The 25726-nt window shown below is 59.9% G+C and carries 24 protein-coding genes; 15 read left to right on the plus strand and 9 right to left on the minus strand.

What is annotated here, in order from left to right:
* Window positions 1-9 precede the first annotated feature (9 nt).
* From QA644_RS16695 to QA644_RS16705, 3 genes are all read right to left on the minus strand, one after another.
* Window positions 10-1035: a LacI family DNA-binding transcriptional regulator gene (locus QA644_RS16695; RefSeq protein ID WP_039846159.1), complete on the minus strand. Its 1026-nt coding sequence runs from the start codon at window positions 1033-1035 to the stop codon at window positions 10-12.
* 131 nt (window positions 1036-1166) lie between these two features.
* Window positions 1167-2756 carry a DHA2 family efflux MFS transporter permease subunit gene (locus tag QA644_RS16700; RefSeq protein ID WP_283069616.1) on the minus strand — a complete coding sequence of 530 codons (1590 nt, stop codon included), beginning with the start codon at window positions 2754-2756 and terminating at the stop codon, window positions 1167-1169.
* Between the two features lie 21 nt (window positions 2757-2777).
* Window positions 2778-3992, minus strand: coding sequence for an HlyD family secretion protein (locus QA644_RS16705; RefSeq protein ID WP_194728239.1), 1215 nt, complete (start codon window positions 3990-3992; stop codon window positions 2778-2780).
* A gap of 149 nt (window positions 3993-4141) precedes the next feature.
* Between QA644_RS16705 and QA644_RS16710 the strand changes: the two genes are divergently transcribed.
* The 6 genes from QA644_RS16710 (at window position 4142) to lysS (ending at window position 11849) form a co-directional block, all read left to right on the plus strand.
* Entirely contained in the window at window positions 4142-4816 is a 675-nt protein-coding gene (locus QA644_RS16710) for a TetR/AcrR family transcriptional regulator (protein WP_239596858.1), read from the plus strand.
* 103 nt (window positions 4817-4919) lie between these two features.
* Window positions 4920-5759, plus strand: a complete 840-nt coding sequence (locus tag QA644_RS16715) for a GyrI-like domain-containing protein (RefSeq protein WP_239596856.1) — start codon at window positions 4920-4922, stop codon at window positions 5757-5759.
* A 100-nt stretch (window positions 5760-5859) separates the two neighbouring features.
* A complete protein-coding gene (locus QA644_RS16720; RefSeq protein ID WP_194728242.1) occupies window positions 5860-6609 on the plus strand; it encodes a TerC family protein in 750 nt (249 codons plus the stop codon).
* A 307-nt stretch (window positions 6610-6916) separates the two neighbouring features.
* Window positions 6917-8686: an SLC13 family permease gene (locus QA644_RS16725; RefSeq protein WP_283069619.1), complete on the plus strand. Its 1770-nt coding sequence runs from the start codon at window positions 6917-6919 to the stop codon at window positions 8684-8686.
* Window positions 8687-8878: 192 nt separating this feature from the next.
* Entirely contained in the window at window positions 8879-10336 is a 1458-nt protein-coding gene (gene gltX, locus QA644_RS16730) for a glutamate--tRNA ligase (protein ID WP_194728243.1), read from the plus strand.
* Window positions 10337-10352: 16 nt separating this feature from the next.
* On the plus strand, window positions 10353-11849 hold the full coding sequence (lysS, locus tag QA644_RS16735; RefSeq protein ID WP_283069620.1) for a lysine--tRNA ligase: 1497 nt from the start codon (window positions 10353-10355) through the stop codon (window positions 11847-11849).
* A gap of 54 nt (window positions 11850-11903) precedes the next feature.
* Here lysS and QA644_RS16740 read toward each other — a convergent pair whose 3' ends face one another.
* Complete coding sequence (locus tag QA644_RS16740) at window positions 11904-12593, minus strand: hypothetical protein (RefSeq protein ID WP_283069622.1); 690 nt, start codon at window positions 12591-12593, stop codon at window positions 11904-11906.
* A 181-nt stretch (window positions 12594-12774) separates the two neighbouring features.
* Here QA644_RS16740 and QA644_RS16745 point away from each other — a divergent pair, with 181 nt between their 5' ends.
* The 7 genes from QA644_RS16745 (at window position 12775) to QA644_RS16775 (ending at window position 19624) form a co-directional block, all read left to right on the plus strand.
* On the plus strand, window positions 12775-13683 hold the full coding sequence (locus tag QA644_RS16745; protein ID WP_239596845.1) for a LysR family transcriptional regulator: 909 nt from the start codon (window positions 12775-12777) through the stop codon (window positions 13681-13683).
* Between the two features lie 121 nt (window positions 13684-13804).
* Window positions 13805-14965: an ABC transporter substrate-binding protein gene (locus QA644_RS16750; protein ID WP_283069624.1), complete on the plus strand. Its 1161-nt coding sequence runs from the start codon at window positions 13805-13807 to the stop codon at window positions 14963-14965.
* A 177-nt stretch (window positions 14966-15142) separates the two neighbouring features.
* Window positions 15143-16129 (plus strand): ABC transporter ATP-binding protein, encoded by a 987-nt coding sequence (locus QA644_RS16755; protein WP_283069626.1) that lies wholly within the window; start codon window positions 15143-15145, stop codon window positions 16127-16129.
* Window positions 16126-17094, plus strand: a complete 969-nt coding sequence (locus QA644_RS16760) for an ABC transporter permease (RefSeq protein ID WP_283069627.1) — start codon at window positions 16126-16128, stop codon at window positions 17092-17094. The genes QA644_RS16755 and QA644_RS16760 overlap by 4 nt, the downstream gene beginning before the upstream one ends.
* A complete protein-coding gene (locus tag QA644_RS16765) occupies window positions 17084-17899 on the plus strand; it encodes an ABC transporter permease (protein ID WP_074069739.1) in 816 nt (271 codons plus the stop codon). Before QA644_RS16760 ends, QA644_RS16765 begins: the two co-directional genes overlap by 11 nt.
* A gap of 13 nt (window positions 17900-17912) precedes the next feature.
* On the plus strand, window positions 17913-19340 hold the full coding sequence (locus QA644_RS16770) for a gamma-aminobutyraldehyde dehydrogenase (protein WP_283069630.1): 1428 nt from the start codon (window positions 17913-17915) through the stop codon (window positions 19338-19340).
* 110 nt (window positions 19341-19450) lie between these two features.
* Window positions 19451-19624 (plus strand): DUF1328 domain-containing protein, encoded by a 174-nt coding sequence (locus QA644_RS16775; protein ID WP_022715956.1) that lies wholly within the window; start codon window positions 19451-19453, stop codon window positions 19622-19624.
* Window positions 19625-19640: 16 nt separating this feature from the next.
* Here the strand turns inward: QA644_RS16775 and QA644_RS16780 are convergent, their stop codons facing one another.
* Window positions 19641-20309: a DUF1345 domain-containing protein gene (locus QA644_RS16780; RefSeq protein WP_283069633.1), complete on the minus strand. Its 669-nt coding sequence runs from the start codon at window positions 20307-20309 to the stop codon at window positions 19641-19643.
* A 93-nt stretch (window positions 20310-20402) separates the two neighbouring features.
* Window positions 20403-21368, minus strand: coding sequence for a transaldolase (gene tal / locus QA644_RS16785; RefSeq protein WP_074069742.1), 966 nt, complete (start codon window positions 21366-21368; stop codon window positions 20403-20405).
* A gap of 323 nt (window positions 21369-21691) precedes the next feature.
* Between tal and QA644_RS16790 the strand changes: the two genes are divergently transcribed.
* The gene (locus tag QA644_RS16790; RefSeq protein WP_283069636.1) at window positions 21692-22678 is read left to right on the plus strand and encodes a sugar-binding transcriptional regulator; all 987 of its coding nucleotides are present in this window, start codon (window positions 21692-21694) and stop codon (window positions 22676-22678) included.
* Here the strand turns inward: QA644_RS16790 and QA644_RS16795 are convergent.
* Window positions 22669-23541, minus strand: a complete 873-nt coding sequence (locus tag QA644_RS16795; RefSeq protein WP_039846177.1) for a bifunctional helix-turn-helix domain-containing protein/methylated-DNA--[protein]-cysteine S-methyltransferase — start codon at window positions 23539-23541, stop codon at window positions 22669-22671. The genes QA644_RS16790 and QA644_RS16795 overlap by 10 nt on opposite strands.
* A 69-nt stretch (window positions 23542-23610) precedes the next feature.
* Entirely contained in the window at window positions 23611-24108 is a 498-nt protein-coding gene (locus QA644_RS16800; protein ID WP_283069637.1) for a DUF2244 domain-containing protein, read from the minus strand.
* Between QA644_RS16800 and nth the strand changes: the two genes are divergently transcribed.
* Window positions 24107-24910 carry an endonuclease III gene (nth, locus tag QA644_RS16805; protein ID WP_283069638.1) on the plus strand — a complete coding sequence of 268 codons (804 nt, stop codon included), beginning with the start codon at window positions 24107-24109 and terminating at the stop codon, window positions 24908-24910. The genes QA644_RS16800 and nth overlap by 2 nt on opposite strands.
* 26 nt (window positions 24911-24936) lie before the next feature.
* Here the strand turns inward: nth and QA644_RS16810 are convergent, their stop codons facing one another.
* A complete protein-coding gene (locus tag QA644_RS16810; protein WP_074069746.1) occupies window positions 24937-25650 on the minus strand; it encodes a sulfate transporter family protein in 714 nt (237 codons plus the stop codon).
* Between the last annotated feature and the right edge of the window lie 76 nt (window positions 25651-25726).

Consider the following 25726-nt stretch of genomic DNA (forward strand, 5'->3'; position numbering starts at 1 on the left):
TCCTTGCCGTTACGGCAGATTGTCTTTCAGGAATATGTCGAGCCGGATCCGCTCCTGCGCATCGATGACGGCAAGCCCGTCGGCCTTTGCTTTGAGAACTCGGATCGCACTTCGGACCTCATGGCCGGCGTTCTGATTGAGGATCGCATCGATCGTGCCGTCGATGAGGGCTGCACGCGTATGGACGGTCAATTCATGGGCGACGACTGTCAGCGGGCGGCTTGAGGCTCTCGCCTTGAGCGCCCTGACAAGGCCACGGTTGCCGGCGCCTAGGCTGTAGACGCCAATCACCCGCTCATGCTTGGACAAGACGTCGGCGACCAGCATATGCGCCAGTTCCGGATCGTCGCGGCCTTCGAGGACCGGCAGGATGGAGAGCTTCGGAAACTCCTGCGCCATGAGCGCGGCAAAGCCTTCCAGCCGCTCGCGATGGTCGCGCACCAGCATGGAGCCGGCAAGCACCGCCACCTCGCCCTTGGCATCGCCAAGAAAGCGTCCGAGAAGACGCGCTGCGGTTCTTCCGGCGGCGATATTGTCGACACCCGCATAATGATGCCGGCGCGATCCGGTGAGGTCTGAAACCAGCGTGACGACAGGAATGCCGTCGGCCACGAGCCTGTCGACCGCAGCGACGACCTCAGGTGCGTCGGTGGCGACAAGCGCAATCCCGGCGGGACGTTCATCGGCAAGCTTTTCGAGCGCCGTAACCAGAGCGGCCGGATCGAAGGCGGCAACCTCCACTGTGCGAATACTCGTCCTCTCGGACGGCGAACGGATCATCGCTTCGCGGATCTCGGCGTGCAGCCCGTGCATGAAGGAATTGTCCGAGGCGGGCAGGATGAAAACCAGCGGATAGGTGCGGCCCTTGGCGAGGTTGGCGGCGGCAACATCGCGCACATAGCCGATCTCGCGGATTGCCGTTTCCACTTTTTCGCGCGTGATGCGGCGGACACCGGGGCGCTGGTTCAGCACGCGGTCAACGGTCGCCAGACTGACCCCCGCCGCAGCGGCGATATCATGAACTGTAGGCCTCATCGCTCCTCCTGATGAAACCATTATCGCCAAATTTGATGTACGTAAATCAAAAATTTCAAACGGCTGTCGAGCACCCATAAAGAGGCCGGCATGGTCTCCCAAGCCGGCCGTCATTTCGAACCTTCGAACGCTCAGTGGCCTCCGCTGCCACCGCCGCCGCCCTGGGGTTCCGGTTTCTTGATCATCGCGACCCCGAGGATCATGGCCATGAAAAGTACGGTCAGGATCAGGAATACGTCGCTGAAGGAGAGAATGATCGCCTGTCTGGTGGCAAGCCCGACCATCTGCTTGATCGCGGCCGAAGCACCGTCCAAGCCATAGGAGTTGAAGTTGGCAGTGAGGTTGTTCATCTGGTCGATCGCGGCCGGATTACCCCAATCCATGTTTTCCCGCAGCCGCTCGTAGTGCACGTCCTGACGGTTGGAGAGAACGGTGTTGATCACCGCAAGGCCGACTGCCCCGCCGAGGTTACGAGTGAGGTTGAACAGACCGGAGGCACCACGGATACGTGAAGGCGGCATCGTGCCGAGCGCGATGTTGTTGATCGGCACCATGCACATCATGAGCCCGAAACCGCGCAGGATCTGCGGGATGAAGAGCTCGTAGAAATCCCAGTCTTCGGTCAGGTGGGTCATGACGAAGGTGCCGGCCGCGAAGCTGGTAAAGCCGATCACCATCATCAGGCGAAGGTCCATCTTCGTCGACAGCCGGCCGGCAATCGGCGCAGTGAGGAACATCGCAAGGCCGGAGACAAACATGGTCTCGCCGATCATCAGCGAATCGTAACCGCGGATGCGCCCCAGATAGACCGGATAGATATAGGTGAGGCCGTATAGCCCGATCCCCATGACGAATGAGAACACCGAACCGAAGGAGAAATTCCTGTTGGTAAAGGCTCTGAGGTCGACGACCGGGAAGTCCACGGTGAAAGCGCGATAGAAGAAGATGATCGCGCCTGCCGCGGAAGCCACAGCACCGGCGACGATATAACTGTCGTTGAACCAGTCGTTCGAATTGCCTTCCTCCAGCACATATTCCAGCGCACCGAGGAAAACGCCCATGGAGATAAGGCCCCACCAGTCGAACTTCCTGAAGAGCGACAGTTCCGGCTTGTCGAAGTCGATGAAATTCCAGGTGATGGTGGCGACCAGGATACCGGGAATGACGTTGACGAGGAACAGCCAGTGCCACGAGAAGGCGTGGCTGAGATAACCGCCGACGGTCGGGCCTATGGTCGGCGCAAGGGTGGCGATCAGGCCGATGATAGGCGAGACGATGCTGCGCTTCGACGGCGGGAAGATGGTGAAGGCGGCCGCGAAGACGGATGGAATCATACCGCCGCCGATGAAGCCCTGGATGGCGCGGTAAACGATCATCTGGTCAATGTTCGTTGCCGTTGCGCAGAGCACGCTCGACAGCGTGAAACCAGCAGCCGAAATAGCGAAAAGATAGCGTGTCGAGATGATGCGAGCGAGCGTTCCCGACAGCGGAATCATGATGACTTCCGCAATCAGGTAGGACGTCTGCACCCAGCCGATCTCATCCGAGCCGGCGGAAAGGCCGGCTTGGATTTCCGCGAGCGATGCGGAGACGATCTGGATGTCGAGGATCGACATGAACATGCCAAGCACCATCGCAAAGAATGCGATGAGCTTGCGCGGGTCCATTCGCTCTTCGGAACCGGCGACCGGAATGGCGCCTGCTGTAGCGGTGGTAGCCATTGGCCTACTCCGGCTGGCTGATCACTTTGCTGCCTGCTCTCTACCGGGGGCCGTGCGGGTATCGACATCGACGACGACGCTCAGGCCGGCGCGCAAGCGGCCGCTGTCGAGCGCATCTTGAGGCAGCGCAATGCGGACCGGGACGCGCTGGATGATCTTGGTGAAATTGCCCGTCGCATTTTCCGGCGGCAGTAGCGAGAAGACGGAGCCGGAGGCCGGCGAAATCGACTCGACGGTGCCGACGATCGGATGGTCGTCATAAGCGTCGACATGCACGTTGACCTTCGAGCCCGGAACCAGGTGCTGGATCTGCGTTTCCTTGAAGTTGGCGTCGATGAAGAGCTGACGCACCGGAACCAGTGCCATCAGGCGCTGGCCGGGCGAAACGAGATCGCCTTCTTGAACAGAGCGGTTGCCGACGACGCCATCATAAGGTGCCTTGAGGATTGTGAAGGACAGATCGCGGGCTGCCTTGTCTCGCTGAAGCTCGAGCGTGCGAACCGAACCTTCGGCTTCCCTGCGCTGCGCCTCGAGAATGGTGACATTTGCTTCCGCCGACTTGATGTTGGCGTCACCGCCGACGAGATTGGCCTTGGCCTGGTCGAGAGCGATATTGGCAGTGTCGAGATCGGCCGTAGTGCCGACCGACTTCGCCTGGAGGTCCGCCTGGCGCTTCTGTGTGATCTCGGCGCCACGGACTGCCGCCTCGAGAGCCACCTTGGAGGCCTGGGCCTGAGCAAGCGCTGCCTTGGCTCCTTCGATCTGCGCGTCGATGCGGCTCAGCGACAGCTTCTCCGTAGCGATCTGGGCTTCGGCCTGATCGAGGGCATTTTGATAATCGCCGTTGTCGAGCGTGGCGAGCACGTCCCCGGCCTTCACCTGCTGGTTGGCGACGACATTCACCTTCGCGACATAGCCGGTGACCTTTGGCGAGATCGTTGCGATATCGCCTTCGATATAGGCGTCGTCGGTCGAGACCATGAAACGGCCGTTCGTCCACCACTCGTAGCCGTATGACGCACCGCCGGCAAGAATAGCGAGCGCCACGATCGGTAGCACCAGGCTGCGGCGCTTCTTCTTTTCAGCCGGAGCGGTCTGCGTATCGGGAGCAGTCTGAGGGGCACGCGGAGCTTCCGCAGTCGCCGGTTCGGCAGGGACAACGGCGTCCGGCACCGTCTCGTCCCTTGCGGAATCGCTGACAATGCGGGCGACATTCGATTTCTGGTTGGACGACATGAGCAAAGACCGGGTAAATCGAGTGACATTGATCGAACTGAACGGTTCGGTTCAGTTGACATAAGACCTTTTTAAAGTCATATCAAGTTATATCGAACCAGGCGGTTCGATTTTGTATGTTCGCATCTGCGAACGTGGTTAAGGAGACAATGACAGAAATCTTCAAAGATACGGTCGAAGCCCCGGCCGCAAGCGGCCGATGGGCGGCAGGAGAGGATCCGGCAAAGCGCAGGCAGATCCTTGAAGGGGCGAAGCGTGTCTTCATGAAACTCGGCTTCGATGCCGCGAGCATGAACGATGTGACGCGCGAGGCTGGTGTTTCGAAAGGAACGCTTTATGTCTACTTCGCCAACAAGGAAGAGCTTTTTACTGCGATGATGGAGACCGAGCGCGCCGCATTTGTCGCCAGCGTGCGTGCGGCTCTCAATGCCAATCCCGATCCGGACACGGCTCTTTACGATTTCGGCATGACCTTCGTCCGGCACACAACCGAAGAAAAGGTCATCAATGCCATACGCACCGTCATCGGAGTGCGCGACCGCATGCCGCACCTTTGTCAACGCTTCTTTACCGGCCCCGAAAACATCCGGACCGTCCTCACCGACTATCTGAAGGCGCAGGTCGCCGCCGGGCATTTTGTGATCGAGGATGTCGAGCTTGCCGCTCGCCAGTTCCTGGAACTGTGCGGCGGAGGCTTCTTCAAGCTGCGCCTCTTGGGCGACATGGCGGGTCCTCCCTCCGAGGAGGAGATGAGCCGCATCATCCGCGGTGCGATCCGCGTCTTCCTTGCCGCCTATGGCGTTAACCAGAACCGGCCAGCCTGAACGTCTTCGATTTCTTTCGGCGTTGCACTAAAATCCAGCAAAAGCGATCAAACCTGCTTGCCGGTTTTACTCTAATCAGGAGACCGCAACCAAGGAAGTGTGCATGAGTGCCATTGGACGGGCGATTTGGTTTATTGAAAGCCATTCCGCCAGCGATATCTCGCTGGATGATATCTCGGATGCCGCAGGTCTGTCGCGCTATCATCTGTCGCGCGTCTTCGGGCTCGTCACCGGCCACTCGATCAGCGGCTATCTCCGCGGACGTCGTCTGAGCGCCGCCGCATTGGCCCTGATCGGCAGTTCATCGAGCATCCTCGAGGTTGCCCTCGGCGCGAGTTACGGCTCGCACGAGGCTTTCACCCGTGCCTTTCGCGACCAGTTCGGCATCACGCCGGACGCGGCTCGCAAGCAGGGGCACGTCCGCAACCTCGCTTTAGTGGAGCCGATCAAAATGGACCCCGCACGCCTCAACGAACTTGAAGAACCCCGCTTCGAAACCCTGCCGCCAATGCTTTTTGCCGGACTGCAAGAGGCCTATGGCTACGGCGGCAATGCCGCGATTCCCTCACTTTGGCAGAAATTCAACTCTTATTTCGGCAATATTTCCGGCCAGCGCGGCAACGCCGCCTATGGCATCTGCACACATATCCAAGGAGAAACCGAAACGTTCCGCTATATGGCAGGTGCCGAAGTCACAGATGCCGGCGACCTGCCGGAGGGTTTTACGACGCTAAAAGTGCCCGGTCAGCGCTACGCTGTCTTCACCCATCGCGGCCACGTCTCCGCTATTGCGGCAACGATGCATCATATCTTCGGGACATGGCTCCCCGCCTCGGGTCTCAAGCACGCCGAGATGCCAGACATGTTCGAACGCTACGACGAGCGTTTCGATCCCCATACGGGCATGGGCATCACGGAAATCTGGATACCGGTGAAGGAATAAAAGCCTTCCCGCTTTCGTATATTCCCCTGCGCGCTTGTTTCTTGGCGCCTTCACCTTAAATTGCGGGCGTCAGATTCTATGGCGCGAGGGAAAACAACTTATGCAAGATATCATCATGCTCGTTCAGGATCCGGCAGCCTGGGTGGCTCTGGTGACCCTGGTTGTCATGGAAGTCGTCCTCGGCATCGACAACCTGATCTTCATTTCCATTCTCACCAACAAGCTGCCGGTCGAGCATCGTGATAAAGCTCGCAAAGTGGGCATCAGCCTCGCCCTCGTCATGCGTCTTGCATTGCTCGGTACCGTGGCCTGGATCGTCCAGCTCACGACACCTGTCTTCGAGGCTTTCGGTCATGGCTTCTCTTGGAAGGACATGATCTTGATCGCCGGCGGCCTGTTCCTCGTATGGAAGGCCACCAAGGAAATTCACCACAGTGTCGATCCGGAAGATCACAACGAGGATTTCATCGCGAGTTCGGCAACGACGGGCTTTGCGGCGGCGATCAGCCAGATCCTGCTGCTCGACCTCGTCTTCTCGGTGGACAGCATCATCACCGCCGTCGGCATGACCCCGCACCTGCCGATCATGGTCATCGCCGTCATCGCCGCCGTCACTGTCATGCTGTTCGCCGCGACGCCGCTTGCGAATTTCATCGAGAAAAACCCGACGATCGTCATGCTGGCGCTGGCCTTCCTGCTGATGATCGGCACCACACTCATCGCCGACGGCATGGGGTTCCATGTACCGAAGGGCTATGTCTATGCCGCCATGGCCTTCTCGGCGCTGGTTGAAGTGCTGAACATGTTTGCAAGAAACGCCCGAATGCGGAAGAAAGCCAGCGGGCATTGACGAGATTTAAACGGGGGGCGCGACAAAAACGCGCCCTTTGCTTTTTTGTTCAGGCCGCTCCCTTGGCGAGTTCCCTGTGATCGCCGAAACCAGCCGCTGATCGTCTGCCGTGATCTCCGGCGCGAAACGGGCGGCGCCCGCCCAAATGGGCGTGTATCGAACGATACCGCCCTGTCCGGCGAGATGTGGAAAAGACCATTTGCGCCGGCGAGGTGAAGGATCGGAACTTTGCATCCTGCATGACATTGATTGGTCCAGGAAAGCGTACAAGTATCATCCGGCAATCAGCCCAAACCTTCAGAGCGGTATGACGACCCAACAGATCCTTTCCTTCGGCGTGATCGGCCTGATGATGGCAATCTTCATCTGGGACCGGTTCCGTTACGACATTGTGGCCTGTTGCGCCCTCGTTCTTGCGGTTGCAGCCGGTCTCGTTCCTTTCGGCAAGGCGTTTTCCGGCTTCGGAGACGACATCGTCATCATCGTCGGCAGCGCCCTCGTCGTCAGCACCGGGGTCGCCCGCTCGGGGATCGTCGACATAGCGATCAAGCGCTTCTTTCCCAATCTTGCCAAGCCGCATCTCCAACTCGCCCTGTTGCTTGTCGTTGTTGCGGTGCTCTCTGCCTTCATCAAGAATATCGGCGCTTTGGCGATCATGATTCCGGTCGCCTTCCAGTTCGCCAGGAAAACCGGCAGATCACCATCGCTCTATTTGATGCCGATGAGTTTTGCTGCCTTGCTCGGCGGCTTGATGACGCAGATAGGCACTTCGCCCAACATCGTCGTATCGCGATTGCGCGAGGAGATCACCGGTGCGCCCTTCACCATGTTCGATTTCACGCCTGTCGGCGCGACCCTGACCCTTGTCGGCGTCGTCTTCTTGATCTTTTTCCATTGGCTGGTGCCGGAACGGCAGAACGAGAATCCCTCACTCGAGGAGGCGCTCGACCTCAAAACCTATTTCTCGGAGGCGACGGTTGTCGAAGGATCGAGCTTCGACGGCAAGAAGCTGAACGAACTCCTTCAACTCGGCGACGGCGAAGTCGTGGCGACGGCGATCCTGCGCGGCCACTCCCGCATGTCGCCTTTTCCCGACGTGAGGCTGAAGGCCGGCGATACGATATTGCTGGAAGGCGTGCCGGATGCACTCGATCGCGTGGTGACCCATGCGAAGCTGAAGCTCTCCGGAAAGCCCATCCCGGAAGCGCGGGCGGAGGGCAATCTCGTGTCGATCGAGGCCGTCATCACCGCGGAATCGATGCTGATCGGCCTTTCCGCGCGCCAGCTCTCGCTGTGGAACCGGCGGCGGGTCAACCTGCTCGCCGTCAGTCGCCAGGGCCACAAACTTACCGAGCGGCTGAGCGAGGTGACGCTTCGGGCCGGCGACGTTCTCCTGCTTCAGGGAAGCCGCAGGAACCTGCCTGGCTTCCTGCAGGAATTTTCCTGCCTTCCGCTTGCCCAACGTGACATCATGCTTGGCACGCCACGCCGAGGCTATGTGCCCCTTTTGATCCTCGCCGCCGCCATGGGCGTGACTGCCGCGGGCCTCACGCCGGTTTCGGTCGCCTTTTTCTGCGCAGCGCTGGCCATGGTCGTCTTTCGCGTGATCCCGCTCGTCGATGTCTATAAGTCGCTCGATGCGCCGATCCTGATCATGCTTGCAGCACTGATCCCGGTATCCGATACGCTCCGGACCACGGGCGGCAGCGATCTGATTGCCGGATGGCTCGGCGATTTCGCTGCCCAGATGCCGCCATTCGGCGCGCTTGCGTTGATGCTGGTGACCGCCATGGCAGTGACGCCGTTCCTCAATAATGCCGCCACAGTCCTTGTCATGGGACCGATCGCGGCGAGTTTCGCTGAGGCCCTCCATTACAAACCGGAAGCTTTCCTGATGGCGGTTGCCATTGGCGCCGGCTGCGACTTCCTCACGCCAATCGGCCATCAATGCAATACGCTGGTTTTCGGCCCCGGCGGCTACCGCTTCAGCGATTACCCTCGCCTGGGCCTACCGCTATCCTTCATCATCATCGTGGTGAGCGTGCCCGTGCTTCTCTATGTTTGGCCTGCGCTTTGAGTGCCCGGCGCCCATTTTCCTTGACGTGCGCGGTCGAATATGGCCTTAAGGCCAGCCAAACGGACAATCGGCGGATGAACTGGGCAGAACGCCCTTATCCGGCCGGTTTCCTGATCCAGTGATCTGCATTCTTCCCGCCGAACGTCGCTTTCGCAGGAAAGCCGTCCGGCATTTATTTGACGGGCACATAAAATGACAGCTTCCGGCGTCCGCGTCCGAATCGCTCCCTCGCCGACTGGCGAGCCGCATGTCGGGACCGCTTACATCGCTCTCTTCAATTATCTTTTCGCCAAGAAAAACGGCGGCGAGTTCATTTTGCGCATCGAGGATACCGATGCTACGCGCTCGACCCCGGAATTCGAAAAGAAGGTCCTGGATGCGCTGAAATGGTGCGGCCTGAAGTGGTCGGAAGGCCCCGACATCGGCGGGCCCCATGGCCCGTACCGCCAGAGCGACCGCAAGCATATCTACGGCGAGTATGTCGAAAAGATTGTTGCCGCCGGCCACGGTTTCCGCTGTTTCTGCACGCCGGAGCGTCTGGAAAAGATGCGCGAGGCGCAACGCGCCGCAAACCTGCCGCCAAAATATGACGGCCTCTGCCTGAGCCTCTCGGCAGAAGAAGTCACCTCGCGCATGGCGGCAGGCGAACCCTCTGTCGTGCGCATGAAGATCCCCGCCGAAGGCTCCTGCAAGTTCACCGACGGGGTCTATGGCGACGTGGAAATCCCGTGGGAAGCGGTCGACATGCAAGTCCTCTTGAAGGCCGACGGCATGCCGACCTATCACATGGCAAACGTCGTTGACGACCACCTGATGAAGATCACCCATGTCGCCCGCGGCGAGGAATGGCTGGCTTCGGTTCCAAAGCACATCCTGATCTACCGGTATCTCGGCCTCGAGCCACCGGTGTTCATGCACCTGTCGCTGATGCGCAATGCCGACAAGTCAAAGCTGTCGAAGCGCAAGAACCCGACCTCGATCTCCTATTACACCGCGCTCGGCTACATCCCCGAGGCGCTGATGAACTTCCTCGGCCTCTTCTTCGTCCAGATCGCTGAAGGCGAAGAGCTGATGACGATGGACGAGCTCGCCGAAAAATTCGACCCGGAGAACCTCTCCAAGGCGGGCGCGATCTTCGACATCCAGAAGCTCGATTGGCTGAACGGCCGCTGGATCCGCGAGAAGCTTTCGGAAGAAGAGTTCCAGCATCGCGTCCTGCAGTGGGCGATGGAAAACGATCGCCTGAGGGCCGGTCTTGCGCTCTCGCAGTCGCGCATCTCCAGGCTTGGCGAACTGCCGGACCTCACGGGCTTCCTGTTCAAGTCGGACCTGAACCTTGATCCATCCGCCTTTGTCAAGATCAAGTCGCCGCCGGAAGAGATTCTGGAAATCCTCAACACGGTGCAGCCGGACCTCGAAAAGATCCTTGAATGGAACGTCGAGTCGATCGAAGCCGAGCTGCGCGCTGTTGCCGATCGCATGGGCAAGAAGCTGAAGGTGGTCGTCGCACCGCTTTTCGTCGCCGTCTCCGGCTCATCGCGCTCGCTGCCGCTCTTCGATTCCATGGCGATCCTCGGCCGCGCCGTCGTACGCCAGCGCCTGAAACTGGCGTCTCAGGCGGTCGCCTCCCTCGTCGGCCCGAAGAATTGAACCGGACGTTTGCATCATGACTGAAAAGACCGAAACAGCGACCCTTTCCTCCGACGCAACGGAAGTCCGCGCCCAGAAGCTGAAGCTGCTGCGCGAACAGGTCGGCGATGTATATCCGGCGCATTTCCACCGGACGATCACCAATGCCGAACTCGCTGCGAAATACGAGGGCCTGGAGCCGGACACCGAGACACAGGATGTCGTCACCGTCGCCGGCCGCGTCTATTCCTCGCGCAACTCCGGCATGTTCATGGACATCCATGACGCTTCGGCCAAGATCCAGATCTTCAGCCACAAGGACACGACGCCGGAAGAGGCTCGCGCCCTGCTGCCGATGATCGACATCGGCGACATCATCGGTGTGACCGGCGTGGTGCGCCGCACCAAGCGCGGCGAACTGACGATCAACGCGCAACAGATCACCATGCTGACCAAGTCGCTTTTGCCGATGCCCGAGAAGTGGCATGGCCTCTCCGACATCGAGCTGCGCTACCGCAAGCGTCACCTCGACATCATGACCAACGAGGAATCGAAGCTCCGTTTCCAGCAGCGTTCGAAGATTGTCTCCGGCATCCGCCGCTTCATGGAGAATGACGGCTTCATGGAAGTCGAGACGCCGATGCTGCAGTCGGTGTACGGCGGTGCGACCGCCGAACCCTTCAAGACGCATCACAACACGCTCAAGCTCGACATGTACCTGCGCATCGCGCCGGAACTGTTCTTGAAGCGCACGCTGGTTTCGGGCCTCACCGACAAGGTCTTCGAGATCAACCGCAACTTCCGCAACGAAGGCGTCTCGACAAGGCACAATCCCGAATTCACCATGATGGAGTGCTACTGGGCCTATGCCGACTACGAGGACATGATGGACCTCGTCGAACGCATGTTCGCCGAGCTTGCCATTTCGGTCCATGGCAGCACGGAATTCACCTTCGTCGACAAGCAGATCTCCTTCAAAGGCCCGTTCCGCCGTGTGCCGATGCCTGACGCCGTCAAGGAAGCGACCGGCATCGACTTTCTGGCGATCAAGACCGACGAGGAAGCCCGCGCCGCCATGAAGGCCGCCGGTTTCGAAATCGAGAAGGACGCAACCTGGGGCGAATGCCTGGCCTTTATCTTCGAGGAGAAGGTCGAAAGCACGCTGATCCAGCCCGCGCACGTCACGCATTTCCCGAAGGACATCTCGCCCTTCGCCAAGGAAGTGCCGGGCGAGCCGCGCCTTGTCGAGCGTTTCGAGACCTATTGCAACGCCTGGGAACTCGGCAACGCCTTTTCGGAACTCAACGATCCAGAAGAGCAGCGCAAGCGCATGGTCGAACAGCTGGAGCAGGCTCACGCGCGCGGCGAAAAGGAAAAACAGCTGGACGAGGAATTTCTGGACGCAATCGACCAGGGCATGCCGCCCGCCGGCGGTCTCGGCATCGGCGTCGATCGCCTGATCATGCTGCTGACGAATTCCCCCTCGATCCGCGACATCATCCTCTTCCCGGCCCGCCGCAGTAAGGCGGACTGAGCAGATTGAAAAGGCGGACGGCCGATGGTCGTCCGCCCTTCGCATGCCCAATGATCAATGGCCTGAGGCAGGGGCAGCCTTGCTGCCTTCTGGCGGAGAAACGGCTTCGCTATCCGGTGGCGCGTCCCCTTCGCCGCCTTTTTCGTTGCCCTCGCCTGCGGTTGCAGCGACAGCCGTCGGATCAATGCAATCGGAGCGTTGCTTGAACGAGGCGTTCAGCGCCTGGATTTCTTCGTCCGGCAAATCGATGCGCTCGCCGAAAAACAGGCCGTTCTCGCTCGCCTGACCATCGTAATAGCGGGCAGTATAGGGTTTGCCGTTCAGCCCTTCGACCAACTGGTCGGGATGCGGGATATAAACCACATCGGCGCCGATCGCCCTGCCACGAATATCCGAACGCAGCGTTGGACCGTTTTCATCGAGGACCACGACCTGTACCAGATCGGGCCTTTCTTGCGCGTAAATGGCTTGCGCCACGCGGAGCGCCGTCTTGACCCGTGTCATGCCGTCCGTCGGCTCGGTCTTGATGTATTTGCGAATCCAGACGCGATCCTGCTTCTTGATGGTCACCAGGTTGACATCGGTGCAGGAGACGCCGTTCGCCTCTTCCAACACCTGGCCGATGATGTTGTCCCTGCCGATATAAAGGGCAACACCGCCGGAAGCGCCTATAAACAAGGCCAATCCGCCGATTACAATCACCAATTTCCGGGAGGGCCGGAAGATGCGCAGTAAGGCCTTCACGCCAACTGCTCCGCCATCGAAAAAACTCCAACGCAATACATGCGAGTGAAGCTAGTCAAACGACGTTTCGGAATGCTTAAGTGGTCTTTCGAGAAACATACCAATTCGGGCTAAAGACCAAAAAAGGTCCGCCACCCGATGTGCTTGCCATGATCCGTTTGGCTGTGCTCTAAAAACACGCATGGCCTTCACCCTTCGCCAGATCCAGTATTTCGTCGCCGTTGCCGAGCAGGGTTCGGTGACGCGCGCCGCGCAGAATCTTTCCATCTCGCAATCCTCGGTCACAGAAGCGCTGAAGGAGCTGGAAACCGACCTTAGCGTCGAACTCTTCGAACGCCACCCGCGCGGCCTGACGATCACGCACAACGGTCACCAGTTCCTCCGGCATGCGACAAAAATTCTAGCCAGCGTCTCCGATGCCCGGGCCAGCTTTTCCAGCCTGCAAAGCGCTCTTTCCGGAACATTGAATATCGGCGTCACCTCGCTGGTCGCAGGCTATGTTCTCTCCGATCTTCTGGCGCGGTACCGCCGCGCCTGCCCCGGTGTGGAGGTTAGTGCAATCGAAGACAATGGCGGCTATCTGGAGCATCTGCTGGTCGGCGGTGAACTCGATGTCGCGGTCATGGTAATCTCCAACCTGCGCGACCGCATGGCGCTGCAGGCGGAGATCCTCGAAACCTCGCCCTATCGTCTCTGGCTGCCGATGGGCCACCCGTTGGTTTCGGCCGACATCATCTCGGTTGCCGACATTGCCCGCGAGCCGCTGATCATGCTGACGGTCGATGAGATCGAGGAGAACACCGGCAAGCTGCTGTCAGCGCTCGGCGCCCGCCCGCATGTCGCCTTCCGCACCCGGTCGGTGGAAGCCGTGCGCAGTCTCGTTGCAACAGGCGCCGGCGTCGCTCTGCTTCCCGATCTCGTCTACCGCCCCTGGTCGCTGGAAGGCGACCGGATCGAAAGCCGCGATGTCTCCGGTTCATTGCCAGTCGTCCAGGTCGGCATGGTCTGGCGCAAGGGTTCCAGCCTGCCGCAAGCGGCGCGAGATTTCGTCGGCATTGCCGAAGCGATGCGATCCGGCCGTGCGCGATGACGATATCGGAATTTCCGATATCGTCTTTCTGATAAATGAATTTGCGAAACCGGATATTTCAGCGCACCTTTCAACCGGGAACAAAATGCCGCAACAAGCGGCACAAACCGGGAGACAGACGATGAAGTACCTTCTGAAATCGTGCACTGCTGCCCTCGCAAGCTTGAGCTTCGTGACGCAGGTGGCTGCTGCCGAACCGTTGAAGGCCTTGGACAAGGGTGAGGGTGCAGTCAGCATCGTCGCCTGGGCCGGCTATATCGAGCACGGCGAAACCGACAAGAATTACGACTGGGTTACCGATTTTGAAAAGAAGACCGGCTGCAAGGTTTCCGTGAAGACGGCGGCGACCTCGGATGAAATGGTGGCGCTGATGAACGAAGGTGGCTTCGATCTCGTGACCGCTTCGGGCGATGCTTCGCTGCGTCTCGTTGCCGGCAAGCGCGTGCAGCCGATCAATACCGATCTCATTCCGAGCTTCAAAAACCTCGACGAACGCCTCCAGAGCGCTCCGTGGCATACCGTCGGCGGCATCCACTACGGCGTGCCCTATCTGTGGGGGCCGAACGTTTTGATGTACAACACCGATGCCTTCAAGGATAAGGCCCCGACCAGCTGGAAGGTGGTATTCGAAGAAGAAACGCTGCCTGATGGCAAGTCCAACAAGGGCCGCGTCCAGGCCTATGACGGACCGATCTACGTCGCCGATGCTGCCATATATCTGATGGCCCACAAGCCTGATCTCGGTATCAAGGATCCCTACGAACTCAATGAAGACCAGTATAAGGCAGCCCTCGATCTGCTGCGCGGCCAGCGCAAGCTCGTCTCCCGCTACTGGCATGACGCGATGATCCAGATCGACGACTTCAAGAACGAAGGCGTCGTCGCATCCGGCTCCTGGCCGTTCCAGGTGAACTTGATGCAGGCCGACAAGCAGAAGATCGCCTCGACCTTCCCCGAGGAAGGCGTCACCGGCTGGGCCGACACGACAATGCTTCATGCCGACAGCGAGCATCCGAACTGCGCCTATATGTGGATGGAGCATTCCCTGTCCGCCAAGGTCCAGGGTGATGCCGCCGCCTGGTTCGGTGCCGTCCCCTCCGTTCCGGCAGCATGCAAGGGCAACCAACTGCTGACCGATACCGGCTGCACCACCAACGGCTTCGACCACTTCGACAAGATCAAGTTCTGGAAGACGCCTGTTGCCAAATGTACGACACAGAGTGAGTGCGTGCCGTATCATCGCTGGGTGTCGGACTATATCGGCGTGATCGGCGGGCGATAGCCAACACCCAGGCAGAATGATTGCCCCTAACCCTCTCCCACACGCAGGGAGAGGCGACATGCCCCAAGACCTCTCGCCGCTATCCGAAACGCCCCGAGGGGCGAGAGCATCGCGCTTGCGGGGAGAAGGCGCCCGGCAGGGAGGATGAGGGGCATCATGTATAACTCGGAGACCCCAATGACATCCGCCGTCCGTTTCCAGCAGGTTTCGCGCCATTTCGGCCAGGTTCGCGCCGTCGACGGCGTCGATCTCGAAATCGCACCGGGCGAGTTCTTCGCGATGCTCGGTCCGTCGGGCTCCGGAAAGACGACCTGCCTGCGTCTGATCGCCGGCTTCGAACAGCCGACGGATGGGCATATCGAGATTTTCGGAGAAACGGCAGACGGTGTCCCGCCCTACCGCCGCAACGTCAACACCGTCTTCCAGGACTACGCGCTCTTCCCGCATCTCAACATCCTCGACAACGTTGCCTACGGGCTGATGGTCAAGGGCATCGGTAAGGCAGAGCGCACCAAGGCGGCCGAACAGGCGCTGGAGCTGGTGAAACTTCCGGGCTACGGCGCCCGCCGCCCCGGCCAGCTCTCCGGCGGCCAGCGGCAGCGCGTGGCACTCGCCCGCGCGCTCGTCAACAAACCGAAGGTCTTGTTGCTCGACGAGCCGCTTGGCGCGCTTGATCTGAAGCTGCGGGAGCAGATGCAGGAAGAATTGAAGAGCCTTCAGCGCGCACTCGGCATCACCTTCGTCTTTGTCACCCACGACCAGGGCGAGGCGCTCTCCATGGCAGACCGCGTCGCCGTCTTCAACAACGGCGGCATCGTGCAGGAGGGTACGCCGCAGGATATCTACCGCCGTCCGAGGACACGCTTCGTCGCCGATTTCGTTGGTTCCTCGAATGTCATCGCGCCAGATGTAATGACGTCGCTCGGCGGCGAAAAGCGCTGGGCAAGCCTGCGCCCCGAAGCGATCCATCTCTCCGGCGACGGCATGGAGGCGGCGGTCGAAAACACCAGTTTCCTTGGCGCCGCGTATCGCCTGACGGTCGGCATGAGGGGCACGCGCCTGCATGTCACACTACCCGCAGGTGCCAATGTGCCGGATATCGGCGCCAGCGTGCGCCTGGCTTGGCAGCCGGCCGACGTGCATTACATGGATGATGCAGCATGACAGCGCTCGCCCTGACAAAGCCTGGCGTTACGACCTCCATCTTGCCCGGCCGCGGCGGATTCTTCGGTGGATTGTCGGACGCCTTCTGGCGCCATCCGAAGCTACTGCTTTTGCTGATGCTGACGCCGCCGCTGCTCTGGCTCGGCATCATCTATATAGGCTCGCTGATCGCACTGCTGCTGCAGAGTTTCTTCTCGATCGACGATTTCTCCGGCTTGATCAATTACGAGTTCACGCTCGCGACCTATGCCGAGCTGCTGAACCCAACCAATTTCGACATCATCGTCCGTACCGTCGTCATGGCGGTCATGGTGACGATCGCATCCGCCGTCATCGCCTTCCCAATCGCCTACTACGCCGCGCGCTATGCGCAGGGAAAGTGGAAGGCGTTTTTCTATCTCGGTGTCATGCTGCCGCTCTGGTCGAGCTATCTCGTCAAGGTTTACGCTTGGAAGCTGATCCTCGCCAAGGAAGGCATCCTCACCTGGATTTTCGCCAAACTGCACCTCTCATGGCTGCTCGACGCCATTCTCACGCTGCCGGTCGTCGGCGGCAATTCGCTTTCGGTGAGCTATCTCGGAACCTTCGTCGTTTTCGTCTATATCTGGCTGCCCTACATGATCCTGCCGACGCAGGCCGCTCTCGAGCGCGTGCCTGCAAACCTGATCGAGGCCGCCTCCGATCTCGGCGCCACGCCGGGCCAGACCTTCCGCACGGTGCTGTTCCCGCTGGCGCTGCCCGGCATCGTCGCCGGCTCAATCTTCACCTTCTCGCTGACCCTCGGCGATTACATTATCCCGCAGATCATCGGTTCTTCCCGCCTCTTCGTCGGCCAGGCGGTCTATGCGCAGCAGGGCACCGCCGGTAACGTGCCGCTTGCCGCCGCCTTCTCCGTCGTGCCGATCGTCATCATGGCCATCTATCTCTGGCTTGCAAAAAAACAGGGGGCCTTCGATGCGCTCTGACCGAGGACACCGCTCCCCTCTCCCCCTGAAGATCGCAGCCGCGAGCGGCCTGCTTTTCCTGCATCTGCCGATCCTTTTGATCTTCGTCTATGCATTCACCACCGAGGAGAAGAGCTACCAGTGGCCGCCGCCGGGGCTGACGACGCAGTGGTTCGACGTGGCCTGGAACCGGCGTGACGTCTGGGCAGCCCTCGGCCTTTCTGTGCAAGTCGCCTGCATCGCCACCGCTATCGCCCTGGTGCTCGGCACGCTTTGTGCTGCCGCCGTCAGCCAGACGAAGTTCTTCGGCCGCGAGGTCATCTCTTTGCTCGTCATTCTGCCGATCGCCCTTCCCGGTATCATCACCGGCATTGCGCTGCGCTCGGCCTTCAGCCTGTTCGACATCCCGTTCTCGGTCTGGACGATCGTGCTTGGCCACGCCACCTTCTGCGTCGTGGTCGTCTACAACAATGCGGTCGCCCGCTTCCGCCGCACCTCCGGCTCATTGATCGAAGCTTCGATGGACCTCGGCGCCGACGGCTTCCAGACTTTCCGGCACGTCATCCTGCCGAATATCGGCACCGCGCTGCTTGCCGGCGGCATGCTTGCCTTCGCGCTCTCCTTCGACGAAGTCATCGTCACCACCTTCACCGGCGGCCAGCAATCGACGCTGCCGATCTGGATGCTCGAAGAACTCATCCGCCCGCGCCAGCGCCCGGTCACCAACGTGGTCGCCATGGCCGTCGTCCTCGTCACCTTCCTGCCGATCCTGGCAGCCTACTACCTCACCCGCGACGGCGACCAAATCGCCGGAGCCGGCAAATAAAAGGGAGAACATCATGGACACCCAGATGCTGATTGGATCCCGCTTCGAAACGGGCACGGAAACGGAAGAGCACATCCTGAACCCGAAGACGGGCGAGACGGTGCTGAATCTGCCGGAAGCCTCGTTCGGCCAGATCGATGCCGCTGTGGAAGCCGCCGGGAAGGCTTTCAAGCGCTGGTCGCAGACGACACCCGCCGAACGCTCCGGCTATCTGCTGAAGATCGCCGATGCCATAGAGAAAGACGGACAGGGCTTTGCCACGCTCGAAGCACTGAACTGCGGCAAACCGATCAACGCCGTGCTCAACGATGAAATCCCGGCGATCGTCGATTGCTACCGTTTCTTCGCGGGCGCTGTCCGCAACCTGCACGGTCCGGTTTCCGGCGAATACCTGCCTGGTCACACCTCGATGATCCGTCGCGATGCAATCGGCATCGTCGGCTCGATCGCGCCCTGGAATTATCCACTGATGATGATGGCCTGGAAGCTGGCACCCGCGATCGCCGGCGGCAACACCGTCGTCTTCAAGCCTTCCGAACAAACGCCGCTGACGGCTCTGAAGATGGCGAAACTGCTCGCTGACATCCTGCCCGAGGGCGTCGTCAACGTCATCCTCGGTCGCGGAGAAAGTGTCGGCAATGCGCTGATCAACCACCCGAAGATCGCCATGGTCTCGATCACCGGCGATGTCGCGACCGGCAAGAAGGTGCTGCAGGCGGCCGCCAAGTCCGTCAAGCGCACGCATCTGGAACTTGGCGGCAAGGCCCCCGTCATCGTCTTCGACGACGCCGATATCGATGCGGTCGTCGCAGGCATCCGCACCTTCGGTTACTACAACGCCGGCCAGGACTGCACCGCCGCCTGCCGTATCTATGCCGACGCCAAGGTCTACGACAGGTTCGTCGCCGATCTCTCTTCGGCGGTTTCCTCGATTAAGTTCAACCAGGCCGAGGACACTGAAAACGAGATCGGCCCGCTGATCTCCAAGCGCCAGCGCGACCGCGTCGAAAGCTTCGTCACCCGCGCTGCCGAGCACAAGCACATGGAAATTACGACCGGCGGCAAGACCTCAGGCGACAAGGGCTTCTTCTTCACGCCAACCGTCATCGCCGGTGCCACGCAGGATGACGAGATCGTCCGCCGCGAAGTCTTCGGCCCGGTCGTCTCCGTGACGCGCTTCACCGACGTCGAGGATGCCGTCGCTTGGGCGAACGACAGCGACTATGGCCTTGCCTCCTCCGTCTGGACCAAGGACATCAGCTGCGGCATGAAGACGGCCGCGCGCCTGCAATATGGTTGCACTTGGATCAACACGCATTTCATGCTGGTCAACGAAATGCCGCATGGTGGTCTCAAGCAATCCGGCTACGGCAAGGACATGTCCGTCTATGCGCTAGAGGACTACACCGCCGTCCGGCACGTGATGATCAATCATGGTTGAGTAATATTCCAACCAGTATCAGTTGTGATCAAGACCGTCGCAGACAACTGCGGCGGAACAATTTGGTCTTTCCTGCGTCCTCTTCTGTATCCAACTCAGAGGAAACATCCATGCTCAAATGGGCTCTCATATTTCTCGTCATTTCGCTGGTTGCCGGGTTCTTCGGTTTTTCCGGCATCTCAGCCGCCACCGCAACGATCGCGCGCGTCCTTTTCGGCATCGCCCTCGTCATCTTCCTGATCTTCCTGATCCTGGCGCTGATCGCCGGCCAAGCGGTTCTCTAAGAGCAGCGTGGCATGCCTAGAGCAGGCTCGCTCCGACATTGATCGCGAGTGCCAGGATCGTCGTATTGAAGAGAAACGACAGCACTGCATGAAGCAGCGCGATCTTGCGCATCGTCATGGTGGAGACGGCAACATCAGCCGTCTGCGCCGCGACGCCGATCGTGAATGAGAAATAGAGGAAGTCCCAATAGACGGGCTCTTCGATCCTGTCCGGAAAAATCAGGCCTTCACCCTTGTCAGGTCCGCCGTAGAATCGATGGGCGTAGTGGATGGTGAAGAGCGTGTGGAGGAAAACCCAGGAAACCAGGATCGTGACCACCGCCGCGCAGGCCCTGGCGAAGGCGACATCAGGTGGCGCTTCTTTCACGGAATGCAGCTCGAGCCCAATGCCAGCAATGCTTGCGAGCGCCGCCGCGATCGACAGGAAGAGTACGAAGGTGTCGGAAAAATCCAGATCTTCCGCTCGCTTCCTGATATCCGCGACTGTCGCCCGAAGCATCCTTCGCCAACTGATACATGTAAAAACGATGGCCGTCACGTTCCAGCCGACCAGCACGTTCTTGGCGTTCACATCCCGGGAGGTGAGAAGCAGGAAAACACCCAAGCCCACGATGAATGCAATGATGATGCTCAGATGCCGGACGGCATAGGTCATTATCGAACTGCGCTGATCGTCATCCGCCATGTCTTTCCTCAGGCTTTATGCCATTGATATCAGCACGAAAAAGGCGCGGCCGCCATTGGCAACCGCGCCTTTCAGCCGTTTTCTATGAAGACGTCAGGCAGCAGCGAGCTGCAATTCCTTCTGGACCATCGTGCGAAGCGCCGTCAGGTCCTTGGCGAAGGCGCGAATGCCTTCGGCAAGCTTTTCGGTTGCCATCGCATCTTCGTTCATCATCCAACGGAAGGTCTTCTCGTCGATTTCGATCCTCGGCTCGGCCTTCTTCGTGTCCGGCGAGAGCTTGCGGACCAGCGTGCCCTGATCGTTGGCGAGTTCGTCGAGCAGCGCCGGGCTGATGGTCAGGCGGTCGCAACCCGCCAGTGCTTCGATTTCACCGGCGTTGCGGAACGAGGCGCCCATGACGATCGTCTTGATGTCATGCGCCTTGTAGTAATTGTAGATGTCACGGACAGACTGAACGCCCGGATCCTCTTCCGCAGTGTAATCCTTGCCGGTCGACTTCTTGTACCAGTCGAGGATGCGGCCGACGAAGGGCGAGATCAGAAAAGCCTTCGCATCGGCGCAGGCAATGGCCTGGGCCTTGGAAAAGAGAAGCGTCAGGTTGCAGTCAATGCCCTCCTTCTGCAGTACTTCCGCGGCGCGGATGCCTTCCCAGGTCGAGGCGAGCTTGATCAGAATGCGGTCGCGCTCGATGCCGCGCTCCTTGTAGGAGGCGATGATGCCGCGCGCTTTGGCGATCGATGCTTCAGTGTCGAAAGAAAGGTCAGCATCGACCTCGGTCGATACGCGACCCGGCACGAGCTTCGACAATGCGGCACCAACGGAAATCGCAAGACGATCGGCGACGGCTGCGCCAACCGCATCGCTGTTTCCGCCCTGTTTCTTGCCCCAGGAGACGGCTTCCTTGATTGCATCGGCAAACATCGGCGTTCCGAGCGCCTTCAGAACGATGGTCGGATTGGTCGTGCAATCCACCGGCTTCAGGCGGGCGACAGCCTCGATATCGCCGGTATCGGCGACGACCGTGGTCATGTCGCGGAGTTGGTCAAGCTTGGATGTCATGGTCAAAATCCCTTGTGAACTCGAACTGCTAACTTGAGCTGCGGACCGGCGCGAGCTCCGCCCGGCAATGAGGTAGTCTACAGACAGATGCGTTTTCTGCAGGCGAAAACGCGTGCCTTCCCATGTGCCCGCACATTGTCCTCCTCGGACAAACGACTGTGTCGGGAATGACTATCGCCATTCCGAAATGAGAAAGTCAAGGACATTTGTGCATTTCAATTGACATAAGTGTCATGCCCGTCATTATCGCTGGGAACAAGGAAAATGGCCCTGTTTTTTCCGCCTCCGGATGCAAGTAGGGTGAAACTCAAGCAGGAGAAGATGTGGCCAAGCTGAAACGCGGCACGCACACGGCTTACTCAGAAGCCTCTTCGCTGAGGCTACGCGCCGCGTGGCTCTACTACAATCAGGGCCTGACGCAGAAGGACGTCGCCGAGCAGCTCGGCATAAGCCGCACGACGGTCATCCGCTTGCTCGACGAGGCGATGAAGCGCAGCGAGGTGCAGATCTGGATCAACGATTCGATCGGCGACTGCGTCGAGCTTTCCGTGAAGCTGGAGCGCGCCTACGGGCTCGACGAGGCAATCGTTGTCCCCGCTCCCGTCAGTTCCGACGTCGATAGTCTCGCAAAGAGCGTTGGGCTCGCGCTCGGCCAGTTCCTGTCCGAGGCGATCCCCGACGACTATACGATCGGCGTCGGCTGGGGACGCACGATGACGGCTTCGCTTTCGAGCTTCCGGCCGCCCCGGCGCACCAATTGTAAGGTGGTCTCGCTGCTAGGCGGCATCGTCGCCGTGCACCAGACAAACCCCATCGACTATACGTGGCGGCTTGCAAGCCAACTTGGCGCCGAGTGCTACATGTTCCTCTCGCCGCTGCTCGTGGATTCGGTCGAGACGAAGCGCAATCTGATCGAGAAATGCGGACTGGACACGATCTACCGGCTGGCGGAAGACCTTGATCTTGCGATCGTCAGCTGCGGCGACATCGGCCCGCATTCGACATCTCTGTCGGAAGGCTGGATTTCCAAGGCCGAACTGCAGCAGCTGATCGACGCCGGCTGCGTCTGCGACACGATGTTCAATTTTCTGGACAAGGACGGCAACACCGTCGATCACTCGATCAACAGCCGCGTGATGTCGGTCGATCTGGACACCCTGAAGAAGGCACGGCACATCGTGCTCTCTTCAGGGGGCGAACATCGCGCCGTCGCGATCCGTGCCACCATCCGGCGCATCGGCTGCAATACGCTGATCACCGACGAGAGCGCCGCAAAGGCGCTGCTCGAACTAGCCGAAATTCATGCCTGACCGGCTTCCCACCCCAGTATCGCCCGTTTGCGGGTGAGACCCCAATGGTAGCCCGTCAAGTCGCCATTTTTCCCGAGCGCACGGTGGCATGGCACAACGAAGGAGATCGGATTGCGTCCAATCGCAGCACCGACTGCACGCGATGCCGTCGGCTGGCCGATATCTTTAGCGATGTCCGAATAAGTCATCGCTTTGCCGAGCGGAATCTTCAAAAGACTCTCCCAGACGCGGACCTGAAAATCCGTGCCGATGAGCACGACGCGCAAAGGCTGGTCTGCAGACCACTTTCCGGGCTCGAAGATGCGCTCTGCATAAGGCGTGGTTGCCTGCCGATCTTCGACATATTGGGCATTCGGCCAGCGGCAGGTCATGTCTTCGAAACAGGCGGCCTCGTCGCCGAGATCGCTGAAGGCAAGGCCTGCAAGGCCGCGATCGGTGGCCATGACCAGCGCGACGCCGAAGGGCGACTGGTGGAAGCCGTAGCGGATCGTCAGGCCGCCGCCCTTTGCCTTCCATTCACCGGGTGACATGGCCTCATGGGTGACGAAGAGATCGTGAAGACGGCTTGGACCGGAAAGACCCACCTCGATCGAAGTTTCAAGCAGCGGCATGTCTTCGTTGCGCAGCAACCGCTTGGCATGATCGAGCGTGACTGCCTGCAGGAAGGCCTTGGGCGAAAGCCCGGCCCAGCGGGTAAACGTCTTCTGAAGCTGCGTCGGCGACTGGTTGAGCCGCGCGGCAATCGCCTCCAGCGACGGCTGGTCGCGATAGTCCTCGGTGATAAGTTCGATGACCTGACGGACGGTCTCGTAGTCCGGACCCTCCGGCGTGGTGTCTCTGTTCAGATTGGCGATCATATTCATCGTTCTTCTCCTTGTAACAAGGAGATAGTCAAGGGGAGCACCGCAAGCCACCCGTTTCTTGCGCAATGTTTAAATACGCTGCTTGACTGTCGCAAGCGCTCCTTTGAAGGCCTTGGCAAAGCTTTCGCGATCATCCGGATTGAGGAAGGAGCCGATATCCGTCCGCCGGCCCTCGCCAAAAATATGCATGGAAAGAATGCCGATTTCCTGGTGGCGGCGGACGAGGAAACGCGCCCAGAAGGGATTGAAGTGATGCTCCACCATGCGTCCGGAAGGCGCGAACTTGCGGATCGCGACATCGGTGCGCGAAACGGTCACTTCCTCGCGCGCCCTGCCGGAGCGGTAGTTGAGCCAGAAGGCACCGTAGAGCAACGCGAAATCCAGCCCGAAGAAGAAGCCGATCGGCCAAGCACCGGTAACGACGAAGAATATCCCATAGATGATACAGACGGCACCGGAAATCAGCAGCAGCACCCTGAAACCCTTGCGGCCGAGCGACCGGTAAGGGAAAAGTTCGGCTGCAAAAACAGGCTGTTCGTTCGCCCGCCCGGCGTTGCTTTCCGTCATGGCTGATGAGTATAGATTGTCGATGCCCGAACCGAAACTCAAATCCGTCCGCAAAACACCGCAAAACTCGAAAGTGATCACCCGCCGCAAGGCCGTCCCGGTGCGCACCGCGTATTCGCAAGCCGAGCGCGAGGAGATATTCCGCCGCTTCTCGATCCAGCGGCCGGAACCCAGAGGCGAGCTGGCACACACCAATCCGTTCACGCTCGTCGTTGCCGTGGCACTCTCCGCCCAGGCGACGGATGCCGGTGTCAACAAGGCGACGCGGGCGCTTTTCAAGGTGGCAGATACGCCGGAGAAGATGTTGGCGCTCGGCGAGGAACGCCTTCGCGACCACATCAGGACGATCGGCCTTTACCGCAACAAGGCGAAGAACGTCATGGCGCTCTCGCAAATGCTGGTCGATGAATTCGGCGGCGAGGTTCCGCAGAAGCGTGAGGAACTCGTGCGCCTGCCGGGCGTCGGCCGCAAGACAGCGAACGTGGTTCTATCGATGGCCTTCGGCCAGGCGACGATGGCGGTGGATACGCACATCTTCCGCATCGCCAATCGCATCAAGCTGGCGCCGGGAAAGACACCGGACGAGGTCGAGGACCGCCTGATGAAGGTGATCCCCAGTCACTACCTTTATCATGCCCACCACTGGCTGATCCTGCACGGCCGCTACACGTGCAAGGCGCGCCGCCCGGAATGCGAGCGCTGCGTGATCGCCGATCTCTGCAGATGGCCGGAAAAGAGCTGCGACATACCGGCGCCGCTGGTCGAGCTACCGCCGCAGGTGATCGGCGAGGCCGTCGAATAGCCGAACCATCGGCCTCCTCAAACTGATTACCGGTGAAAACCGAGATCCCGTTGGGAAATCAGCTTGTAGAGATGAACCATCATGCCCGCCGCAAAAAGCGGCGTCAGCAGATTGAGGAAGGGGATGGCCAGGAAAGCGGCGATGACCAAACCGCCGAGAAAGACCGTAGAAGCGTGCTTTGCCCTGAAGAGCCGGGCCTCCTCCGGCGAACGGAAGCGCATGGCGGCGAATTCGAAGAATTCCCGGCCGAGCAGATAACCGTTCACCAGGAAGAAGGCAATCAGGTTCACGCCCGGGATGAAGAGCAGGAGGAGAGCGACAATATTGCCGGCGATCACCACGCCCAGGAACTTGAGTGAACTCGCGATTGCCGGGCCGATCGGCATCGCCGTTCCCGGGGTATCCTCGGGATAATCCCGCTTCTCCACCACTTCCGCCACGTCATCGAGAAAAAGGCCGGCAATCAACGCCGTCACGGGCGACAGCATCAGTGCCAGGCCCAAGGCAAGACCGATGCTTGCGAGAATGACAAAGACGAAGCTCAGCCAGCCGGCCCAATCCGGAATTTCCGGAAAGAAGCCCGCGATCCACGGAAACAGCAAAGTCATGAACAAGCTTCGCAGCACGAACCAGAGCCCAATGAGGACCAGGATCGTAAGCCCCAGCACCTTCCAGAAAACAGACCGGGTTTCCCGTGCAAAAAGGTTGAAAAACGCAAGGCGCGCGGCATCGAGGATCATTCTTCGCATCTCCAGGTTATATCTTCGCATGTAGGAATCTCAACGCCCGACGGCAAGTCGAAATAAAACTACATGC

This window comes from Rhizobium sp. CC1099 (assembly GCF_029714385.1).
Lineage (GTDB): Bacteria > Pseudomonadota > Alphaproteobacteria > Rhizobiales > Rhizobiaceae > Rhizobium.

What these genes read in the sequence shown, in the direction of transcription:
- QA644_RS16695 (WP_039846159.1), bottom strand. Translation starts at nt 1,035, where the DNA reads ATGAGGCCTACAGTTCATGATATCGCCGCTGCGGCGGGGGTCAGTCTG.
- QA644_RS16700 (WP_283069616.1), bottom strand. Translation starts at nt 2,756, where the DNA reads ATGGCTACCACCGCTACAGCAGGCGCCATTCCGGTCGCCGGTTCCGAA.
- QA644_RS16705 (WP_194728239.1), bottom strand. Translation starts at nt 3,992, where the DNA reads ATGTCGTCCAACCAGAAATCGAATGTCGCCCGCATTGTCAGCGATTCC.
- QA644_RS16710 (WP_239596858.1), top strand. Translation starts at nt 4,142, where the DNA reads ATGACAGAAATCTTCAAAGATACGGTCGAAGCCCCGGCCGCAAGCGGC.
- QA644_RS16715 (WP_239596856.1), top strand. Translation starts at nt 4,920, where the DNA reads ATGAGTGCCATTGGACGGGCGATTTGGTTTATTGAAAGCCATTCCGCC.
- QA644_RS16720 (WP_194728242.1), top strand. Translation starts at nt 5,860, where the DNA reads ATGCAAGATATCATCATGCTCGTTCAGGATCCGGCAGCCTGGGTGGCT.
- QA644_RS16725 (WP_283069619.1), top strand. Translation starts at nt 6,917, where the DNA reads ATGACGACCCAACAGATCCTTTCCTTCGGCGTGATCGGCCTGATGATG.
- gltX (WP_194728243.1), top strand. Translation starts at nt 8,879, where the DNA reads ATGACAGCTTCCGGCGTCCGCGTCCGAATCGCTCCCTCGCCGACTGGC.
- lysS (WP_283069620.1), top strand. Translation starts at nt 10,353, where the DNA reads ATGACTGAAAAGACCGAAACAGCGACCCTTTCCTCCGACGCAACGGAA.
- QA644_RS16745 (WP_239596845.1), top strand. Translation starts at nt 12,775, where the DNA reads ATGGCCTTCACCCTTCGCCAGATCCAGTATTTCGTCGCCGTTGCCGAG.
- QA644_RS16750 (WP_283069624.1), top strand. Translation starts at nt 13,805, where the DNA reads ATGAAGTACCTTCTGAAATCGTGCACTGCTGCCCTCGCAAGCTTGAGC.
- QA644_RS16755 (WP_283069626.1), top strand. Translation starts at nt 15,143, where the DNA reads ATGACATCCGCCGTCCGTTTCCAGCAGGTTTCGCGCCATTTCGGCCAG.
- QA644_RS16760 (WP_283069627.1), top strand. Translation starts at nt 16,126, where the DNA reads ATGACAGCGCTCGCCCTGACAAAGCCTGGCGTTACGACCTCCATCTTG.
- QA644_RS16765 (WP_074069739.1), top strand. Translation starts at nt 17,084, where the DNA reads ATGCGCTCTGACCGAGGACACCGCTCCCCTCTCCCCCTGAAGATCGCA.
- QA644_RS16770 (WP_283069630.1), top strand. Translation starts at nt 17,913, where the DNA reads ATGGACACCCAGATGCTGATTGGATCCCGCTTCGAAACGGGCACGGAA.
- QA644_RS16775 (WP_022715956.1), top strand. Translation starts at nt 19,451, where the DNA reads ATGCTCAAATGGGCTCTCATATTTCTCGTCATTTCGCTGGTTGCCGGG.
- QA644_RS16780 (WP_283069633.1), bottom strand. Translation starts at nt 20,309, where the DNA reads ATGGCGGATGACGATCAGCGCAGTTCGATAATGACCTATGCCGTCCGG.
- tal (WP_074069742.1), bottom strand. Translation starts at nt 21,368, where the DNA reads ATGACATCCAAGCTTGACCAACTCCGCGACATGACCACGGTCGTCGCC.
- QA644_RS16795 (WP_039846177.1), bottom strand. Translation starts at nt 23,541, where the DNA reads ATGAATATGATCGCCAATCTGAACAGAGACACCACGCCGGAGGGTCCG.
- nth (WP_283069638.1), top strand. Translation starts at nt 24,107, where the DNA reads ATGGCTGATGAGTATAGATTGTCGATGCCCGAACCGAAACTCAAATCC.
- QA644_RS16800 (WP_283069637.1), bottom strand. Translation starts at nt 24,108, where the DNA reads ATGACGGAAAGCAACGCCGGGCGGGCGAACGAACAGCCTGTTTTTGCA.
- QA644_RS16810 (WP_074069746.1), bottom strand. Translation starts at nt 25,650, where the DNA reads ATGATCCTCGATGCCGCGCGCCTTGCGTTTTTCAACCTTTTTGCACGG.